This window comes from Thermithiobacillus tepidarius DSM 3134, assembly GCF_000423825.1.
Classification (GTDB): Bacteria; Pseudomonadota; Gammaproteobacteria; order Acidithiobacillales; family Thermithiobacillaceae; genus Thermithiobacillus; species Thermithiobacillus tepidarius.
The window spans coordinates 20,180-38,443 of record NZ_AUIS01000007.1; the positions used below are offsets into that span (position 1 = coordinate 20,180).

Annotated in this window: 17 protein-coding genes; 11 read left to right on the forward strand and 6 right to left on the reverse strand. The window is 66.0% G+C overall.

Annotated features, from left to right (window positions below):
* Window positions 1–1,629 carry an NADH-quinone oxidoreductase subunit L gene (locus G579_RS0104790; RefSeq protein ID WP_028989264.1) on the reverse strand — a complete coding sequence of 543 codons (1,629 nt, stop codon included), beginning with the start codon at window positions 1,627–1,629 and terminating at the stop codon, window positions 1–3.
* A gap of 134 nt (window positions 1,630–1,763) precedes the next feature.
* Here G579_RS0104790 and G579_RS0104795 point away from each other — a divergent pair, with 134 nt between their 5' ends.
* Together G579_RS0104795 and G579_RS15925 are read left to right on the forward strand one after the other, a co-directional pair.
* Window positions 1,764–2,672, forward strand: coding sequence for a LysR family transcriptional regulator (locus G579_RS0104795; protein ID WP_028989265.1), 909 nt, complete (start codon window positions 1,764–1,766; stop codon window positions 2,670–2,672).
* Between the two features lie 126 nt (window positions 2,673–2,798).
* The gene (locus tag G579_RS15925; protein WP_081662597.1) at window positions 2,799–3,545 is read left to right on the forward strand and encodes a DesA family fatty acid desaturase; all 747 of its coding nucleotides are present in this window, start codon (window positions 2,799–2,801) and stop codon (window positions 3,543–3,545) included.
* Window positions 3,546–3,612: 67 nt separating this feature from the next.
* Here the strand turns inward: G579_RS15925 and rpmG are convergent, their stop codons facing one another.
* A complete protein-coding gene (gene rpmG / locus G579_RS0104805; protein WP_028989266.1) occupies window positions 3,613–3,768 on the reverse strand; it encodes a 50S ribosomal protein L33 in 156 nt (51 codons plus the stop codon).
* A gap of 10 nt (window positions 3,769–3,778) precedes the next feature.
* The gene (rpmB, locus tag G579_RS0104810; RefSeq protein WP_028989267.1) at window positions 3,779–4,015 is read right to left on the reverse strand and encodes a 50S ribosomal protein L28; all 237 of its coding nucleotides are present in this window, start codon (window positions 4,013–4,015) and stop codon (window positions 3,779–3,781) included.
* Between the two features lie 123 nt (window positions 4,016–4,138).
* Between rpmB and G579_RS15930 the strand changes: the two genes are divergently transcribed.
* Window positions 4,139–4,612 (forward strand): hypothetical protein, encoded by a 474-nt coding sequence (locus tag G579_RS15930; RefSeq protein WP_038018278.1) that lies wholly within the window; start codon window positions 4,139–4,141, stop codon window positions 4,610–4,612.
* A 7-nt stretch (window positions 4,613–4,619) separates the two neighbouring features.
* Here the strand turns inward: G579_RS15930 and G579_RS0104820 are convergent, their stop codons facing one another.
* From G579_RS0104820 to G579_RS15935, 3 genes are all read right to left on the reverse strand, one after another.
* Entirely contained in the window at window positions 4,620–5,393 is a 774-nt protein-coding gene (locus G579_RS0104820) for a hypothetical protein (protein WP_038018281.1), read from the reverse strand.
* Between the two features lie 136 nt (window positions 5,394–5,529).
* Complete coding sequence (locus G579_RS0104825) at window positions 5,530–7,797, reverse strand: amylo-alpha-1,6-glucosidase (RefSeq protein ID WP_051180886.1); 2,268 nt, start codon at window positions 7,795–7,797, stop codon at window positions 5,530–5,532.
* 9 nt (window positions 7,798–7,806) lie between these two features.
* Entirely contained in the window at window positions 7,807–8,889 is a 1,083-nt protein-coding gene (locus G579_RS15935) for a glycosyltransferase family 4 protein (protein WP_038018284.1), read from the reverse strand.
* Window positions 8,890–9,295: 406 nt separating this feature from the next.
* On the opposite strand from G579_RS15935, the gene G579_RS18145 reads away from it, so the two are divergent.
* From G579_RS18145 to G579_RS15950, 8 genes are all read left to right on the forward strand, one after another.
* Complete coding sequence (locus tag G579_RS18145) at window positions 9,296–10,375, forward strand: mechanosensitive ion channel domain-containing protein (protein ID WP_051180888.1); 1,080 nt, start codon at window positions 9,296–9,298, stop codon at window positions 10,373–10,375.
* 112 nt (window positions 10,376–10,487) lie between these two features.
* Window positions 10,488–12,518: a methionine--tRNA ligase gene (metG, locus tag G579_RS0104840; RefSeq protein ID WP_028989270.1), complete on the forward strand. Its 2,031-nt coding sequence runs from the start codon at window positions 10,488–10,490 to the stop codon at window positions 12,516–12,518.
* Window positions 12,519–12,715: 197 nt separating this feature from the next.
* Window positions 12,716–13,297, forward strand: coding sequence for an electron transport complex subunit RsxA (gene rsxA, locus G579_RS0104845; RefSeq protein WP_028989271.1), 582 nt, complete (start codon window positions 12,716–12,718; stop codon window positions 13,295–13,297).
* 55 nt (window positions 13,298–13,352) lie between these two features.
* Window positions 13,353–13,916: an electron transport complex subunit RsxB gene (rsxB, locus tag G579_RS0104850; protein ID WP_028989272.1), complete on the forward strand. Its 564-nt coding sequence runs from the start codon at window positions 13,353–13,355 to the stop codon at window positions 13,914–13,916.
* A complete protein-coding gene (gene rsxC, locus G579_RS15945) occupies window positions 13,916–15,712 on the forward strand; it encodes an electron transport complex subunit RsxC (protein ID WP_081662598.1) in 1,797 nt (598 codons plus the stop codon). Before rsxB ends, rsxC begins: the two co-directional genes overlap by 1 nt.
* Window positions 15,713–15,760: 48 nt before the next feature.
* A complete protein-coding gene (gene rsxD, locus G579_RS0104860) occupies window positions 15,761–16,804 on the forward strand; it encodes an electron transport complex subunit RsxD (RefSeq protein ID WP_028989273.1) in 1,044 nt (347 codons plus the stop codon).
* Complete coding sequence (rsxG, locus tag G579_RS0104865; RefSeq protein ID WP_211218655.1) at window positions 16,801–17,430, forward strand: electron transport complex subunit RsxG; 630 nt, start codon at window positions 16,801–16,803, stop codon at window positions 17,428–17,430. The genes rsxD and rsxG overlap by 4 nt, the downstream gene beginning before the upstream one ends.
* 45 nt (window positions 17,431–17,475) lie before the next feature.
* Entirely contained in the window at window positions 17,476–18,171 is a 696-nt protein-coding gene (locus G579_RS15950; protein ID WP_038018288.1) for an electron transport complex subunit E, read from the forward strand.
* Window positions 18,172–18,264: the final 93 nt, after the last annotated feature.

Sequence of the window (18,264 nt, forward strand, 5' to 3'; positions counted from 1 at the left end):
TTAGCCTCCTTGGGACTGGGTGGACTGGAGCGGCCCGGGCCACACGCGCTGCAACAATCGTGTGATGTAAACGTCGATGTACAGGCCGTTGTACAGATGCACGTACAGGGCCTCCCGCAGGCGGGAGGGGGTCGTGCTCCTGAAGAACTGCTGCACCATCAGCAGGCCGAGAAAAGCGGCGATGGTCAGCCCGATGAGCGCGGGCTGAAAGGCGCTGGCCGCATCGCGCAGCGGCAGCACGCTGCCGTGCAGGGCGCGCTCGAACACCCCGTGCAGGGCGAAGTAAGCAACGGAAACGATGGCGGCAAGGCCCAGAACGCGCAGCAGGAAAGCCGGGCTGCCCGGCAAGCTGGCCGCCTGCAGCAGCAACTGGCTCAGGGCGATGGCCACGATGGCTCCCGCGGCAAGCAGCGCGGGCTGCGCCTGCGGCATGATGCCGAATGCCGCGCCGACGCCCAGGGCCATCAGCCCCGCGCCGAGCAGGGCGAAACCCAGGTGGCCGAGCTGCCAGTCCTTGCCTTGGTAAGCCACGGCGGGTGCGCGAAAGCCGTCGACACCGCTGCCGGAAGCCAGGAAGGCATGCGCCTTGTACAGCGAGTGGGCCACCAGGTGCAGCATGGCCAGGCTATACAGCCCAAGGCCGCACTCCAGCAGCATGAAGCCCATCTGCGCCGTGGTGGACCAGGCGAGCGAGACCTTGATGCTGGTCTGTGTAAGCATGACCAGGGACGCCAAGGTCAGCGTAACCAGGCCGACGAGCGCCAACAGGCCCAGGGCCGTTCCCGAATGGGACAGAACCGGACTCATGCGGATGACGAGGAATGCCCCGGCGTTGACGATGCCCGCGTGCAGGAGCGCGGACACCGGCGTGGGCGCCTCCATCACCTGGATCAGCCAGCCGTGAAAGGGAAACTGGGCCGACTTGAGGCCGGCGCTCAGCACGATCAGCATCGAGGCCCATTGCAGGGCCGGCGGCAGCGGCCCGTCCAGCGCGGCCATGCGGCGGAAGATCTCCCCGAACTCCAAGGTGTGGAGCGTCGACCCGATCAGGAAGATCGCGAGCAGCAGGCTGGCATCGCCGATGCGGCTGGCGACGAACTTTTTATGGGCCGCCAGCACGGCGGCCGGCCGCTCGCGATAGAACAGCAGCAGTTGATGCAGGCAGAGGCTGGTCGCGATCCAGGCCAGGGAGAACATGAGCAGGTTGCCGGATACGATCAAGGTCAGGATGGCGGCGAGCGTCAGGGCCAACCACTTGTGGAAGCGGCCTTGGCTGGCATCGCCGTCGAGGTAGTTGCGCGCATAGCGGGACACCACCACTCCCACGAAGGACACGAGCATCAGCATGATAATGGTCACGCCATTGACGTAGCTGCCGACGGAAAACGCGCCAACATCGCCGGGCACGGGCAGCGAGAACAAAGTCCACGAATGCGTCGCGCCGAAACCGTGCGCCACCGCCGCGAGCAACGCACCGGCGAAGGCCAGCCACGCGGCGGCGATGTTCATGCGTGCCATCAGGCGGGGACGGGCGTTGGCCAGCGCCGTCGGCATGAGGCCGACGGCCCAAAGCAGCAACGGGGCGGCCAGAACGAGAACGGGGGTCAACGAACTCAGTGTAGGTGGCATGGCCTGACTCCTTGCGGTTGGTGATGAGAACGCCTGGCCACCGAGTCTAGGAAAGATGGATGCAAAACAAAAATGAATTGTTAGAATAGAAATGATAGCCTGTAGGCAATACTCTAACAGGAGGGGTGAGCGTCATGATGCGCGTCAGCTTGCGTCAGTTGCGGACATTCGAGGCGGTAGCCCGCCTGAAGAGCTTTTCGCGGGCGGCTGAAGAAATGCACGTCACGCAGCCGACGGTCTCGAAACAGATCCGGCTGCTCCACGAAGAGGTGGGACTGCCGCTGCTCGAACAGATCGGCAAAAAGGTCTTTCTCACCCAGGCGGGCGAAGAGCTCTATGCCACCTGTGCCGACTGGCTGGACACCTGGGCCCGTTTCGAGCAGACCATCGCGGACCTCAAGGGCGTGAAGCGGGGACGATTGCGGATCGCGGCGGTCACCACCACCAAGTACTTCATGCCGCGGATCCTTGGGCCCTTTTGCGCCCAGTATCCGGGAATCGATGTCGCCCTGGAGGTCGTCAACCGGGATCGCCTGCTGGAGCGGCTCGGGCGCAACCAGGATGATGTCTACATCATGGGTGTGCCGCCCGAGGAACTCGACATGGAATGCGAGCCCTTCATGGAAAACCCGCTGGTGGTGCTGGCGCCGATCTCGCACCCGCTGGCGCGGCGCAAGCGCATCCCCTTCGCCGACCTGGCAAACGAGCCCTTCCTCGTGCGGGAACGCGGCTCGGGCACGCGCATGACCATCGAACGCGAGTTCCAGGAGCGTCAGGCGCAGCTCAGGATACGCATGGAACTGGGCAGCAACGAGGCAATCAAACAGGCAGTCGCCGGCGGACTCGGGCTGGCGCTCCTGTCCCAGAGCACCCTCCATCCCGATCCCCACCGGGAAGCGGTGACCGTGCTCGACGTGCAGGGCTTTCCCATCCGGCGCTCCTGGTATGTGGTTCGCCCGCGGCACAAGCAAATGTCGGTGGTGGCGCGCACCTTCCTCGACTTTCTGCGCGAGCATGTGCGGCTGCTCGAGCCGCGGCACTGACAATGGGTGGCGCCCCCTGCCCCGCCGCCCAAAATAGCCTTTCGTTTGCCCCGCCGCCGTCATACAATGGCCGTGTTGCCCGGGCCATTTAAGACCCAGACATCTGAATAGGAGATTCCCGCAATCATGAGCTTCCCCTTGTTACCCGTTTCCGGCTGGTGGGTGGTCCTCTACGTGCTGCTCGCCACCCACATCACCATCGCGTCGGTGACCATCTACCTGCACCGCTCGCAATCGCACATGTCCGTCATCCTCCACCCGCTGGTCAGCCACTTCATGCGCTTCTGGCTCTGGCTCACCACCGGCATGGTCACCAAGGAGTGGGTATCCTCCCATCGCAAGCACCACGCCTTCTGCGAACGCGAGGGCGATCCCCACAGCCCGAAGATCTACGGCATCTGGCACGTGCTCTTCGGCGGCGCCTTCCTGTACCGCAAGGCGGTCCAGGACCGCGACATGGTCGAGAAATACGGGCGCGGCACGCCGGAAGACTGGGTCGAGCGCAAGCTGTACAGCCGCTTCCCGGCTTTGGGCATCACCCTGCTGCTGGCCGTCAACCTGCTGCTCTTCGGCTGGCTGGCGGGCTTTCTGGCCTGGGGCGTGCAGATGCTGTGGATCCCCTTCTGGGCGGCGGGCGTGATCAACGGCCTCGGCCACTTCACCGGCTACCGCAACTTCCAGGTCAAGGACAACAGCACCAACCTCTTTCCCTGGGGCATCCTGATCGGCGGCGAGGAGCTGCACAACAATCATCACCGCTACGCCGCTAGCCCCAAGCTGGCCGTGAAGCCCTGGGAGTTCGACATCGGCTGGGCCTATATCCGCCTGCTGGAGCTCCTCGGCCTGGCCAAGGCCAAGCGGGTCATCCAATAAAGGCAGCCCAAGAAACAAAAACGCCCGGCCAAGGCCGGGCGTTTTCATGCATGCTGCCGCGGGAAGCTTACTTGAGCTTTTCTTCGCGGTAGGTCACGTGCTTGCGCACCACGGGATCGTACTTCTTGAACTCCAGCTTGTCGGGCGTGGTCTTCTTGTTCTTGGTGGTGGTATAGAAGTGGCCGGTCTTGGCCGAGGACACCAGTTTGATCTTGTCGCGCATGGAGAACTCCTTAGATCTTCTCGCCCTTGGCGCGCAGTTCGGCCAGGACGACGTCGATGCCCTTCTTGTCGATGGTCTTCACCGCGCGGGCGCTGAGCCGCAGGCGCACCCAGCGGTTCTCGCTCTCGACCCAGAAGCGGCGGCTTTGCAGGTTGGGCAGAAAGCGGCGGCGGGTCTTGTTGTTCGCGTGAGAAACGTTGTTGCCGGACATGGGCTTCTTGCCCGTCACGAGACAAACCTTAGCCATGGAACTTCTCCAATAGGAATTCTGTAAAGTCGGACTTTATATCAGATTATCCGCCGCTTGTGTAGTACCATTTGCGCGGCCGGCCTGCGACAATAACGCCACAGCCTCAACCCGGAGCGACGCATGCACGACGACCTCGACACCGCCATTGCCCAGGCGCGCCAGACAGGAGAAGCGCCCGCCTTGATCGACCTGCTCTTCCGCCGGGCCATGGAGCTCCACGACCAGGAGCAGGACGCGGCCGCCATCGCCGCCCTGGAGGAAGCGGTCGCCTTGGCCAACGCCCTGGACGGCGGCCCCACGGATCTGCTGCCCCAGCTGGCCCTGGCCCATCTGCTGCGCCAGCAGGCGGCCTGGGAGCGCGCCCAGATCCTCTATCAGGACGCCCTGCGTCGGGTGCGCGGCCTGGACCTGGCCGAGCCCGAGCGCGACAAGGTGCTGGGGCAGATCTTTCTGGGCCTGGGGCGAATCTTCGAGGCCCGGGGGCAGGCGGAGGCGGCCGCCGAGGCCTGGCGCCGCAGCTTGGGCTTCTTCCGGCGCGGCGGCCACCGGGAGTGGGCCGAGCTGTTGGAGCACCTGCTCCAGCCCGCGGACTAGCGGCGCCTCAGCCTTGGTCGGCGATTTCGCGCAGGGTCGGGACCGCGATCCCCAGGCGCTCCGCGTGGGCCAGGGCACGGCGCAGGCGCACGGGCGCGCTGCGTCCCATGCACCCGTGCAGCGGGTCGGCGAGGAGGGCCGCCTGCAGACCCTGCAGCAGCGCCGCCCGCGCGAAGCGGCCGCCGGTCAACCCTTCCTGGATGGCGATCACCTCGTCCATGACCGCTTCCGCCAGCTCCCGGTGCCGCTCCCATAACTCGCCCGTGTTGCCGCCCACCCGCATACCGGCGATGTTGGTGGTGAGAATATAGACATTCTTGAGCACCAGCTCGAAGGTCAGCGCCTCCTCGCTGTCGAGCGCGCGGGCCGGAATGCCCACCGCGCCCAAGGCCCGCAGCAGCAGCTCGGCGGCGGGGCCGTGCACCGGCGAAGGCAGCAGGGGCTTCACGTCGGTGCCCGCTTTCTTCTCGAACCATACGGGCACGACCGTGGGCAGGCGGATGCTGTGCCGCTGCCAGTCGCGCGGCAGCAGCTCGTTCTGCAGCAGGGCCACCCGCTCCCGCCAGGGCGTCGGCAGGCGCTCCAGCACCGGATGCAGATCGTCCTCGCCGGTGGCCACCAGCACCAGCGGCGGGCGCGGAAAGCGCTCGGCCACGGCCGCCATGTCCGTGCCCCGCAGCACCGGCAGCACGCCGGTGCCAGCAGCCAGCAAGGCCCCGGCAAAGACCCGGCCGAGCTGGCCCATGCCGATCACCACCGCCGGATTGAAGTTGTCGTCCATCTTGCCCATCCCTGTTGCGAACGGCCGCCGCGGCGCACCCGCGGCGGCCGTCTGATTGCCTAGAACAAGTCCAGCCACATGGTGGCAAATTTCGGCGGCCAGGCAAAGGGGGGCGGCGTGCCGCCCCCCTTTGCCGTCAGATCTGGATCTGCACCCGCAGCGGAGCGCCGTCCACGCCCAGCACCTCCACATTGGCCCGCTCGCCCTTGCGGAAGAATTGCAGGTCGAGCCGCGTGTTGCCGATGCGCAGGTTGGACAGGCGCACACTGGGCAGCCAAGCCGGCAGGCAGGGCTGCTGGATGTCCAGGCGGCCCTCCGGCACGTTGGGCTGCAGACCCAGGAAAGAGCGCAGCAACAGAAACCAGGTGGCGCTGGCCCAGGCCTGCGGCGTGCACGCCACCGGGTAGCGCACCGGGAAGCTGGCCTCCTGCGGGCCAATGCCGCAGAAAAGCTCGGGCAGGCGCAGATGCTCGAAGCTCTGCGCGGCCTGGAACAGGGAGTCGAAGAGGGCCAGCGCCTGCGCCTGCATGTCGTAGTTGGCCAAGCCTTGGGCGATGAGCGAGTTGTCGTGGGGCCAGACGGAGCCGTTGTGATAGCTCAGCGGATTGTAGGCCTTCTGCATGGGGGCCAGGGTGCGGATGCCCCAGCCGTTGAAGAGCTCCTGGCCCATCAGGTGCTGGGCCAGGAGCCGTGCCCGCTGCGGCTCGATGGCGCGGCTGAAGAGCAGGTGGCCGGGATTGGAGGTCAGCGTCGGCAGCGCCCGTTTCTGGCCATCCAGCGCCAGGGCGTAGAATTGCTGGTTGGGCAGCCAGAAGTGGTCCTCGATGCGGCGCATCAGCTCGCGGGCACGCGCCTCCCACTGTCGGGCGGCGGTCTCGTCGCGCGCCAGCTCCCGCAGCAGGTTGCCCAGCCGGCGGAAGGCGTCGGCGGCATAGCCCTGCACCTCGACCAGCGCGATGGGCGGCTCGGCGAAGCGGTATTCCGGCCAGGGCACGCCGTCGAAGGAATCCTTCCAGCCCTGGTTGGCCAGCCCCATGCCGCCGGCGGCGCCCTGGTACTCAATGAAGCCGTCGCCGTCCGGATCGCCGCCCCACGGCTCCGTGCTGATCAGCCACTCCGCCGCCGCCACCGCGGCGGGCAGCAGGCTGCGCACCATGTCGCCATCGCCTGTCCAGCGCCAGTACTCCTCCAGCAGCACGATGAAGAGCGGCGTGGCATCGATGGTGCCGTAGTAAGGGGTATGGCGGATCATGCCGATGCGGGCCAGCTCGCCGTAGCGCATCTCGTGCATGATCTTGCCCGGCGCCTCCTCGCGGAACGCGTCCACCTGCTTGCCCTGGTAGTGGGCCAGGAACTGCAGGGTGTCGCGGGCCAGCTGCGGATTCACCAGCAGCGACTGGAAGGCGGTGATCAGCGCGTCGCGGCCAAAGGGAGCCACGTACCACGGCACGCCGGCGGCAATGATGCGCCGGCCGTCGTCCTCCAGGATCAAGGCTTTCAGGTCGGCCCGCGCTTGGTGAAGGGCCGAATCGAAGAACTCGTCCGCCGTATCGAAATCGGTGCACTGCTGCTCCCATAGATGATAAGCGGAAGCCACCACGCGCTCCCGATCGGCGAAGGACGCGGCCGGCGGCAGCACGGCCTCCGGTGAAGCGCCCACATGGGGCACCGCCATCACCTCCAGATCCACCTGCTCGGCCGGCTCCAGGCTCAGCTCCCAGCGCGCGTGCCGACCGTCCAGCACGGCGGGCGCCGGGGAAAAGCACAGGGTGCTGCGGTAATAGAGCTCGTCCAGTCCACGGTAGGTGAGCCGGACCTGATTGCCATTCACCTGCGGTTCGAAGAATTGGCCGCGCTGCTCCCGCTCCAGGCCGCGCGCCTCGAAAAGATCGGCGAAGTCTGCCGCGAACCAGATTTCCAACCATAAATGAATGCGGTGCGGCAGATAGTTGATCACGCGCAGGTGGTCGGCGAAGACGTCGGTGATCACCTGGCGCCGCTGCACGTGCATGAAGTTCTGCGCGCGCCAGTCCGGCGGTTCGTCGGTGGCGAAGCCGTCGTAGAGGGACAGATCGATCTGGCTGACGTAATGGGTGGAGACGTTGCTCGACAGCTCGGCGGAGGTCTCGCCCGGCAACTTCAGCTCATAGAAGCTCAAAAAGCGCGTGTCCCGGTAAAAGAGTCCCAGCTCCGCCGCCCCCGGCGGGGTGACGTTGCCCCGTCCGTTGAGCACGGCGAACATGCTGCCGCGCTTGAGCACCAGCTTGCGGCCCGTGCCCACGTCGGGACCTTCGGCGGGCGGCACCCAACCGAAGACCTGCTCCAGCGGAATGGGAATCAGCCGGTCCGCCTCCGCGGCGGCCCGGCTTTCGCGATCGTGCTTGGCGTTGGGAACGTCATTCATGAGAACCTCTCAAATGGCGTTGGAGAGGAGAGGCGGCAGTTCCTGCCGCAACGCCGGCGCCCGCCGGCCGAGGATGCGGTGGTAGTAGGCAAGATGCTCGTCCACCATGCGCTCCATCCCGAAGCGGCGGACTGCATGCGCCCGGACGCGGGCGCGGTCCAGGCGGGCGAGATCCGGGACGCGGGTGATCATCTCGTCCAGGTCGCGCACGATGAAGCCGGTAACCCCCTCGTCCACCACCTCGGGCACGCTGCCGCGCCCGAAGGCCAGCACGGGCGTACCGCACAGCATGGCCTCGATCATCACCAAGCCGAAAGGTTCCTCCCACTGGATGGGAAAGAGCAGACCCAGGGCGCCACCCAGCAGCGCCGTCTTGCGTGGATGATCGACCGGCCCCAGGTACTCCACCCCCGGCTCGCGCAGGCGCCGCTGCAGCGCTTCCGCCAGATGCATCTCATTGGCCGGCCAGTCCTCTCGATGCAACCGGCCGGCGATGCGCAGCGGCAAGCCGGCGCGCCGCGCCACCTCGATGGCCTCTGCAGCGCCCTTGTATGGCGCGAAGCGGCCCAGGAAGGCCAGGTAATCACCGGCCTGCGGCTGGAAGGGATAGCGCTCCGCCTGCAGGCCGTGGTGGATCGTGTGCGCCCGGGGCAGCGGCACTTCCAAGGCGCGCTGCCGCTCGCTGATGAACACGTAGTGGGCCTCCGGGTGGCGCAGATACACTTGGCTCAGGCTCGCCTCGGCGCAATGATGCACGGTGTACACTAGCGGGATATCCGCCGCCAGCGTGCCCAGTTGAATGGCGGTGACACCGTGGGCATGGATGATGTCGAAGGGCGGCTGTCTGCTCAGAATGTCGCGATAGGCGTAGGTGACGTGCTCCACCTCGTTCATCGGGGACGGCGGCCATACGGCCTGATCGAAACAGTATTTCAGGGTGGCGGAAGTCTTGCTGTCGCCGGTGGCGTAGAGCACCACCTCGTGGCCGCGTCTGGCGTAGCCTTCGGCCAGCTCGTAAGCGATCAGCTCGGTACCACCATAGTTGGAAGGCGGGCATGCGACGAAGGGCGTGCTGATCAAGGCGATTCGCATGGAAATCCTCTCTTTTCCGGTCGTTGAGCGATTCCCCCCTGTTTGGATGAGATTTTTATTTAGAAGATGGCAAGCCGCCGTTCCATTCAGGATACCGGCACGCAATATGATTCCATCAAGATGCCGCCGCAGAATCCGACCAAAGCCGGAATAGCATGCTGAACTTGCCACGCCGATAAAAGTCGAAAGCGGCTGCTTTCCTGCATGGATCGCACCGCCCGCGGCGCTCCTCCGATCCACGGCAAACGCTCATGGGCTTCTCATGCTACGACAGCGGCAGGCGGCGGAAATTCAGGGACGGATCATTTACAAAAATTGACAATTTCCAAATGAACGAGAAAAATCCCCGTTTTGACATGCTTTTCCAGCGCACGCAGCGCTTGCCCCGGCGTGGAGATACGAACAAATGCGCGTCAAACTGATTAAAAGCATACCCAGACTGCCTCTTTCCAGCGTACTGTGGACGGCGCTCGCCTTCGTCGCCGTCATGGCCCTGGCGGCGGTGGAGAAGTACTATGACCTGCCCAACACCTGGGTGACGATCCTGCGCGCGCTGATCGTGGTGCTCGTCGGCCTGCGCATCATCCGGAACATCGAAGCCACCCTGGCGCGCAAGCGCGCCGCCGCGCTGTCCAAGGTCATCGCCGGCGAGGAGACGAGCCTCAGCGCGCTGTCCTGGCAGGATTCGGTCACCGGCATCTACATCACGCGCCTGCTCCTCTACGCAGTTCTGGCGCTCGTGACCATCTTCGCCGTGGGCGGCACGCTGAGCGGCTTCGTCGTCGGCGGCACCCTGGTCTCGGTCATGCTCGGCGTGGCCGGCCAGTCCTTTTTCGCCAATTTCTTCGGCGGCCTGGCCATCGCCATCTTCAAGCCCTTCGAGATCGGCGACCACATCCAGCTCGTCGCCGGCCAGTTGCCCATCGTCATCGAATCCTATCCGCACCCCACCCGCGCCCAGGGCTACCAGGGCATCATCCGCGACATCAACCTCTTCTACACCGAACTGCGCCTGGACAGCGGCCAACTGCTGCGCGTGCCGAACGGCATCGTCATCAATGCCGGCGTGCTGAAGGCCGATCCCAACGACTGGGTGCGGGTACATTTCCGCTTCGACGTGGATGCCGGCCTGGATGCCCAGCAGGTCTTGCAGGGACTGAGCGAGGCCGCCGCCGAACATTTCAGCCCCGCCGAAGCGGCGGATGTGCCGCCCGCACTGCCGGGCACCCGCAACCACTCCGCACGGCAGCCGGCAGGACCGGACAACGCGCACGCCGCGGCGAACGCCCACGACCGGCTGGTGGCTGCCATGGAAAACCAGAATCTGAAGCAGCTCGGCTGGCAGCCGCCCGAGGTGGCCATCGTCGACGTCAGCCCGAGCGCGATCAGCATCGAGGTGCGCGCGTCCGTCCCCCACCGCAAGCGTCTGCTGTGCAAGGAGGACTTTTTCCTCGCCGCCCTGCCCCACCTGCGCAAGCCGGCCTGAGCCCCGGGCGCTCCCGACGCGGCGGCTGCCGCCTTCCCCCTGCCCGCGCGGTCCCGACGCGGCAGCTACGCAGATTGCCGAAAGACCCCCGCTACTGCTAATGTAACGGCCCATGAAAACACCACGCAAACTGCTCGTCACCAGCGCTCTGCCCTACGCCAACGGCGCCATCCATCTCGGCCATCTGGTGGAATACATCCAGACGGACATCTGGGTGCGCTACCACCGGCTGTGCGGCCACGACTGCGTGTACGTTTGCGCCGACGACACCCACGGCACGCCGATCATGATCCGGGCGCAGAACGAGGGCATCACGCCCGAGGCCCTGGTGGCGCGCGTGCACGGCGAGCACCTGCGCGACTTCCAAGCCTTCGGCATCGGCTTCGACCTGTATTACACCACCCACTCGCCGGAAAACCGCGCGCTGTCCGTCGCCATCTATCTGGCCCTCAAGGAGGCCGGGCACATCGCCGTGCGCACCATCGAGCAGGCCTTCGACCCGGTCAAGGGCATGTTCCTGCCCGACCGCTTCATCCGCGGCCAATGCCCGCGCTGCGGCGCGCCGGACCAGTACGGCGACGCCTGCGAGGCCTGCGGCGCCACCTACAGCCCCACGGAGCTGGTCAACCCGGTCTCCGCCCTGTCCGGCGCCACCCCGGTGCTGAAGCATTCGGAGCACTATTTCTTCCGCCTGGCCGACTTCCAGGACTTCCTGCGCCAGTGGATCCACAGCGGCGTGCTGCAGGAAGAGGTCGCCCACAAGCTGGAGGAGTGGTTCCAGGCCGGCCTGCAGGACTGGGATATCTCCCGCGACGCGCCCTACTTCGGCTTCGAGATCCCCGACGCGCCCGGCAAATACTTCTACGTCTGGCTCGACGCGCCCATCGGCTACATGGCCGCCACCCAGCACTGGTGCGCGCAGCACGGCCGCGACTTCGACGACTACTGGCGCCGGCCGGTGACCGAGGGCGGCGCCGAGATCTACCACTTCATCGGCAAGGACATCGTCTACTTTCATACCTTGTTCTGGCCGGCCATGCTCAAGGGCGCGGGCTACAAGCTGCCCAGCGGCATCTTCGTGCACGGCTTCCTGACCGTGGACGGCGCCAAGATGAGCAAGTCGCGCGGCACCTTCATCAACGCCGCCGCCTACCTGCGTCATTTGGACCCCGAGTACCTGCGCTACTACTACGCCACCAAGATCAGCCCGCGGGTGGAGGACATCGACCTCAACCTGGAGGACTTCGCGCTGCGGGTGAACAGCGATCTGGTGGGCAAGGTGGTGAACCTCGCCTCCCGCGCAGCCGGCTTCATCAACAAGCGCTTCGAAGGCCGGCTGGCGGCCGATCTGGGCGAGGACGCGGACCTCTATGGTGAACTGGCCGCCGCGCGCGAGCACATCGGCGCCCTCTACGAAGCGCGCGAATACGGCAAGGCCATGCGCGAGATCATGGCCCTGGCCGACCGGGTCAACCAATACGTGGACCAGCGCGCCCCCTGGGTGCTGGCCAAGGACCCGGCCCAGGCCGAGGCCCTGCAGCGCGTCTGCACCACGACCCTCAACGCCTTCCGCGCCCTGGTCACCTATCTGGCCCCGGTGCTGCCGGACCTGGCCGGGCGCAGCGCCGCCTTCCTGAGCCTGGAGCGGCTCGATTGGGAGGGACTTGCGCAGCCCCTGCTGGACCACGCCATCCGCCCCTATGAACACCTCATGCACCGCCTGGAAACCGACCGGATCAATGCCATGCTCGAAGACGCCAAGCAGGAACTCCCCCCCGCCGTGCCGGCGTCCGCCGGCGTGCAGCCGCCCATCAGCGACACCATCGGCATCGACGATTTCGCCAAGATCGACCTGCGCGTGGCGCGGATCCGCAACGCCGAGCAGGTGGAGGGCGCCGACAAGCTCCTGAAGCTGACCCTGGATCTCGGCGGCGAGACCCGCACCGTCTTCGCCGGCATCAAGAGCGCCTACCGGCCCGAGGACCTCATCGGCCGGCTGACGGTCATGGTCGCCAACCTGGCGCCGCGCAAGATGAAGTTCGGCCTGTCCGAGGGCATGGTGCTGGCCGCCAGCGGCGAGGCCGGCGGCCCTTTCCTGCTGGCGCCCGACAGCGGCGCGGCGCCGGGTATGCGCATCAAATAGCCGCCTTTGCGGCAGCGGCTGCCATCACGCGGCCGATGCGGCGCCGATCCCGATGCATACGGCACCGGCCCCCGGATCCATCCGGGGGCCGGTGCCTCTTGTGACGGCGGAGATAATGCCTTAGTATTTTGCTCGGGTATTCCCGAGCACATGGCCCGGGTTGCCGTCGCGGCGATCCACTGGATTCGGGGGTTTAGATGGGCGGCTACATGACCATCCTGGTCAGCACCGTGCTGGTCAACAACTTCGTGCTGGTAAAGTTTCTCGGCCTCTGCCCCTTCCTGGGGGTATCCAAGAAGCTGGAAACCGCCACCGGCATGGCGCTCGCCACCACCTTCGTGCTCACCCTGTCGGCCATCTCCAGCTGGCTGGTGGAACACTACATCCTGGATCCGCTGGGCCTCAGCTACCTGCGCACCATCGCCTTCATCCTGGTCATCGCCGCCCTGGTGCAACTGACCGAGATGGTGGTGCACAAGACGAGCCCCGTGCTCTATCAGCTGCTTGGCATCTTCCTGCCGCTGATCACCACCAACTGCGCGGTACTGGGCGTGGCGTTGCTGCTGGTGCAGGACCAGATGAGCTTCCTGGAAAGCGCGGTGTACGGCTTCGGCGCCGCCGTGGGCTTCTCGATGGTCATGATCCTCTTTGCCGGCCTGCGCGAGCGCATCGAGGTAGCCGACGTGCCGGTGGCCTTCCGCGGCTCGGCCATCGCCCTGGTCACCGCCGGGCTCATGTCCCTGGCGTTCATGGGCTTTGCCGGCTTGGTCAAACATTAAAGGACCTCCAGGTCCTCGGCTTGAATTTTAACATTTGTTCATAGTCTAATGGGTTATGATTAGCGCGATTCTCAGTCTGGGTCTGCTGGCACTGGCGCTGGGCCTCCTGCTCGGCTACGCCGCGGTCAAGTTTCGCGTGGACGCCGATCCCATGGTGGAAAAGATCGACGCCCTGTTGCCGCAGACCCAGTGCGGCCAGTGCGGCTACCCCGGCTGCAAGCCCTATGCCGAAGCGGTCGCCCGCGGCGAAGCCGACATCAATCACTGCGTGCCCGGCGGCAACATGACCGTGCGCGCCTTGGCGGACCTGCTCGGCGTGGAAGCCAAGCCCCTGGATGCCGAACCCAAGCCGCCGTCCGTGGCGGTCATCGACGAAAACCGCTGCATCGGCTGCACCTTGTGCCTGCAAGCCTGTCCGGTGGACGCCATCGTCGGCGCCGCCAAGCAGATGCATACCGTCATTGCCAAGGAGTGCACGGGCTGCGAGCTCTGCCTGGAGCCCTGTCCGGTGGACTGCATCCATATGGAGCCCATTCCGCAAACGGCGGATAACTGGCGCTGGGGCAATCCGCAGCAGCCCCATCCCTATCCCGTCATCCCGCTGGTCAAAGCCTCCTGATGTTCACGCTGCGCCGCCTCACCGCCGCGTTCTCGCCCGTTGCGCGCGAGCGCGAGGTCACGTCCGTCTACCCGGCCGGGGGCACGGCGGCGGGCGCCTTCCCGCTGCACCGCTTCCACGGCGGCATCCATCCGCCCGGCCACAAGGCGGACAGCAGCGGCAGCCCCATCGCGCCCCTCGCCCCCGAGGGCCTGCTGGTGCTGCCCCTGCAGCAGCACATCGGCCAGAGCGCCGAGCCCGTGGTAGAGGTGGGCGAGCAGGTGCTCAAGGGGCAACTGCTGGCCAAGCCGGTGGGCTACATCAGCGCCGCCCTGCACGCGCCCACCTCCGGCATCGTCGCGGCCATCGGCCCGGCCCCCACGCCGCACCCCTCCGGCCTGCCGCAGCTGGCCATCACCCTGCAGCCGGACGGCGCGGACCGTTGGATCGAGCGCCAGCCGGTGGCGGATTTCCGCAAGCTGGACCCCAGCGCCCTGCGCACCCTGATCCGCAACGCGGGCATCGTCGGCCTGGGCGGCGCCAGCTTCCCCACCGCCGTCAAGATGAACCCCGGCGAGCACCACGATCCGGTGCTCATCCTCAACGGCGCCGAATGCGAACCCTACATCACCTGCGATGACGCGCTGATGCGCGAACGCGCCGACGAAATCCTGCAGGGCGCCGAGATCATGCTGCACGCCCTCGGCGGCCGGCGCTGCCTCGTCGGCATCGAGGGCAACAAGCCCGAGGCCATCGCCGCCATGCGCCGTGCCGCCGCCGGGCACGCGGACATGACGGTGGTGGAAGTGCCGACCGTGTATCCCATGGGCGGGGCCAAGCAGCTCATCGAGGCGCTCACCGGCCGCCAGATACCGGCCGGCGGGCATTCCATCGACATCGGCGTGGTCTGCGTCAACGTCGGCACCGCCTACGCCACCAAACGCGCAGTGCTGGACGGCGAGCCGCTCGTCTCACGCATCGTCACCGTCGCCGGCCATGTCCGCCAGCCGCAGAACTTCGAAGCCCCCCTGGGCCTGAGCATGGAGCGCCTCATCCAGGCCGCCGGCGGCCCGGCCGGCCCGGTGGACCGGGTACTCATGGGCGGCCCGCTCATGGGCGTGGCCCTGCACCGCACCGATGTCCCGGTGATCAAGGCGGCCAACTGCGTGCTGGTGATGGCGCCGGAACAGGCTCAGCCGGTCCACGAAGCCATGCCGTGCATCCGTTGCGCTGCCTGCGTGGAAGCCTGCCCGGCCAGCCTGATGCCGCACGATCTCTACTGGTTCGCGCGCGCCCAGAATTTCGACAAAGCGCAGGAATACAACATCTTCGATTGCATCGAATGCGGCGCCTGCGCCTATGTCTGTCCCTCCGAGATCCCGCTGGTGCACTATTTCCGCTACGCCAAGCAGGAGATCGCCGCCATCGAGCGCGACCGCGAGAAGGCAGACCTGGCGCGGCGCCGCAACGAGGCCCGCTTGGCTCGCATCGCTCGCGAGAAGGCCGAGGCCGAAGCCAAGCGCGCCGAAAAGATGGCTGCCATGGCCCGCACCAAGGAGGCGCAGGCCAATGCCGCGACGATAGGGGAAGCCGCGGCGGGTGCGGCTACGCCAGCCGCCACCCTGAGCCCGGAGCAGAAGGCAGCCATCGAAGCGGCCCTGGCCCGGCGGCGGGAGCGCGAGGCGGCCGCGGGCAATGCGGACAAACCGAAACACGAACTGACGCCCGAGCAATTGGCCAAGATCGAAGCGGCCAAGGCGCGCAAGGCGGCACAGACTGCCGGGCCTGCCCCGGAACGGGATACCAAGTCACAATAACAAGGTAAAAATGCGTTCTGCCTCTTGCCACCCCGGAGGGACCCGGCTATGTCGCTGAAGGTCCCCAGCTCCCCGCACATCCACGGCGGCGCCAGCGTCAGCCTGGTGATGCGGCGGGTCATTTACGCCCTGCTGCCGGCCATCGCCGTCGCCACTTACCTCTTCGGTTGGGCGGTGCCCATCCAGCTCGTCCTCGCCAGCGCCAGCGCCCTCCTCGCCGAGGCGCTCATGCTGCGCCTGCGCAAGCGGCCGGTGGGCCGCTTTCTGCGTGATTACAGCGCCGTCGTCACCGGCCTGCTGCTGGCCCTGAGCATTCCCGCCATTGCGCCTTGGTGGCTGACCGTCGTCGGCGTCTTCTTCGCCATCGTCGTGGCCAAGCAGCTGTACGGCGGTCTCGGCTACAATCCTTTCAACCCGGCCATGGTCGGCTACGTGATGCTGCTGATCTCCTTCCCCAAGTACATGACCCACTGGCCGGCGCTGGCGCCGCTGGGCTCGGCCGACGCGCTCGGCTTCATGGATAGCCTGCGCTTGATCTTTGCCGGCTGGCAGCCGCTGGACGCGGTCAGCCAGGCCACCGTGCTGGATCTGGTGAAGACCGAGATGGGCCGCGACCACACCCTCGGCGAGATCGTCGGCGGCCACGCGCATCTCTTCGGCACCTTCGCCGGCGCGGGCGGCGAGTGGGTGGCTTTGGCCTATCTGCTCGGCGGACTGTGGATGATCCACAAGCGGGTGATCAGCTGGCACGTTCCGGCCGCCATGCTGGGCGGCACTGCGTTGATGGCGGGACTCTTTCACCTTTACAATCCCGACCTCTATCCGGGGCCGCTCTTCCATCTCTTCGGCGGCGGCCTGATGCTGGGCGCCTTCTTCATCGCCACCGATCCGGTCAGCTCTCCCACCACGCCGCGCGGCCGCTTGATCTTCGGTACGGCCATCGGTGCGCTGACCTACGTCATCCGGACCTGGGGCGGCTATCCCGATGGCGTCGCCTTTTCCGTGCTGCTCCTGAACATGGCCGTGCCCATGATCGACTACTACACCCGGCCCACCGTCTACGGCCACGGCCAGGGAGGGAGCAGCCATTGATCTGGAAACACGCCGCCAAGATGGCCCTCATTCTGGCAGCCTTCGCGGTGGTGACCACAGCCGCGCTGGCCTTGACTTACCTACAGACAAAGAAAGTGGTGGCCCACAACGAGGAAATGGCACTGCTGGAACGCATAGACGCCGTGATGCCGAAATCGCTTTACGACAACGACTTGCTGAAGGACACAACCACTGTGGTAAGTCCGGAATACCTGGGGAGCGCCAATCCGGTGACCGTGTACCGGGCGCGCAAGCAAGGTCATCCCGTTGGCGTTGCCTTCCAGATCATTGCGCCCAACGGCTATTCGGGCGACATCACGTTGCTCGTCGGCATCCTGGCCGACGGCCGCATCGCCGGGGTGCGCGTGCTCGCCCACAAGGAAACGCCGGGATTGGGTGACTACATCGAGGCCGAGCGCTCGCCCTGGATCCTATCCTTCAAAGGCAAGTCGCTGGGCGATCCGCCCGCCAATCGCTGGGCAGTACGCAAAGACGGTGGCGATTTCGACCAGTTCACCGGCGCGACCATTACACCGCGGGCGGTAGTAGGTGCCGTCAAGAAGGCTTTGCAGTTTTATGAGGCCAATCAGAATGTGCTATTTTCCCAAGCGCCAGCAATGCATTAGAATTTCACTACCCCGGGTTTCATCCATTCGCGCAAAGGGTGAAAAATGAGCGCCAGCAGCTACACGAACATCGTCAAGAGCGGGCTCTGGACCAACAATCCAACCCTGGTCCAACTCTTGGGCATGTGCCCCACCATGGCGGTGACCAGCAGCGCCGTCAACGGCATCGGCATGGGACTGGCTACCTTGGGCGTGCTGACGGCCTCCAATGCATCCGTTTCGCTGATCCGCAACCTAGTCAGCCCGGAAATCCGGGTGCCCGTCTTCATCCTGGTCATTGCCGCCTTCACTACCATCATCGATTTGGCCATGAATGCCTACGTGCATGAATTGCACAAGATTCTGGGCATTTTCATTCCACTAATCGTAACCAACTGCTTCGTCCTCGGGCGTGCCGAGGCCTTCGCCTCCAAGCATGCCGTGGACAAGGCCGCCCTGGACGGCGTCATGATGGGCCTCGGCTTCACCATCGCCCTCTTCGTCTTGGGCGGCATGCGCGAAATCCTGGGCAAGGGCACGCTCTTCGCCAACGCGCACACCCTCTTTGGCCCGGGCGCCCAGTGGCTGGAGATGACCGTAATCCCTAACTACGACGGCTTCCTGTTCATGATCCTGCCCCCTGGCGCCTTCATTGGTCTGGGTCTCATGATCGCTTTCAAGAACTACCTGGATGGCCGGACCCGGCAGCGCGAGACGGCCGCAGCACCCGCGGTGCCGGCTTTGGCCGACGGGCGCGGCTGAATCAGGGGAAGCTTATTCGGGCATAAAAACAATCCCTTTTACAAGCCCCGGCCCGGGGATGATAATTTTTGATTGAGCTGCGGCGCAGCGTAT

What these genes read in the sequence shown, in the direction of transcription:
- rpmG (WP_028989266.1), bottom strand. Translation starts at nt 3,768, where the DNA reads ATGCGCGACAAGATCAAACTGGTGTCCTCGGCCAAGACCGGCCACTTC.
- G579_RS15935 (WP_038018284.1), bottom strand. Translation starts at nt 8,889, where the DNA reads ATGCGAATCGCCTTGATCAGCACGCCCTTCGTCGCATGCCCGCCTTCC.
- G579_RS0104790 (WP_028989264.1), bottom strand. Translation starts at nt 1,629, where the DNA reads ATGCCACCTACACTGAGTTCGTTGACCCCCGTTCTCGTTCTGGCCGCC.
- G579_RS15950 (WP_038018288.1), top strand. Translation starts at nt 17,476, where the DNA reads ATGAGCGCCAGCAGCTACACGAACATCGTCAAGAGCGGGCTCTGGACC.
- rsxA (WP_028989271.1), top strand. Translation starts at nt 12,716, where the DNA reads ATGGGCGGCTACATGACCATCCTGGTCAGCACCGTGCTGGTCAACAAC.
- G579_RS0104825 (WP_051180886.1), bottom strand. Translation starts at nt 7,797, where the DNA reads ATGAATGACGTTCCCAACGCCAAGCACGATCGCGAAAGCCGGGCCGCC.
- G579_RS15930 (WP_038018278.1), top strand. Translation starts at nt 4,139, where the DNA reads ATGCACGACGACCTCGACACCGCCATTGCCCAGGCGCGCCAGACAGGA.
- rsxD (WP_028989273.1), top strand. Translation starts at nt 15,761, where the DNA reads ATGTCGCTGAAGGTCCCCAGCTCCCCGCACATCCACGGCGGCGCCAGC.
- G579_RS0104795 (WP_028989265.1), top strand. Translation starts at nt 1,764, where the DNA reads ATGATGCGCGTCAGCTTGCGTCAGTTGCGGACATTCGAGGCGGTAGCC.
- rsxC (WP_081662598.1), top strand. Translation starts at nt 13,916, where the DNA reads ATGTTCACGCTGCGCCGCCTCACCGCCGCGTTCTCGCCCGTTGCGCGC.
- rsxB (WP_028989272.1), top strand. Translation starts at nt 13,353, where the DNA reads ATGATTAGCGCGATTCTCAGTCTGGGTCTGCTGGCACTGGCGCTGGGC.
- rpmB (WP_028989267.1), bottom strand. Translation starts at nt 4,015, where the DNA reads ATGGCTAAGGTTTGTCTCGTGACGGGCAAGAAGCCCATGTCCGGCAAC.
- G579_RS18145 (WP_051180888.1), top strand. Translation starts at nt 9,296, where the DNA reads ATGCGCGTCAAACTGATTAAAAGCATACCCAGACTGCCTCTTTCCAGC.
- G579_RS0104820 (WP_038018281.1), bottom strand. Translation starts at nt 5,393, where the DNA reads ATGGACGACAACTTCAATCCGGCGGTGGTGATCGGCATGGGCCAGCTC.
- G579_RS15925 (WP_081662597.1), top strand. Translation starts at nt 2,799, where the DNA reads ATGAGCTTCCCCTTGTTACCCGTTTCCGGCTGGTGGGTGGTCCTCTAC.
- metG (WP_028989270.1), top strand. Translation starts at nt 10,488, where the DNA reads ATGAAAACACCACGCAAACTGCTCGTCACCAGCGCTCTGCCCTACGCC.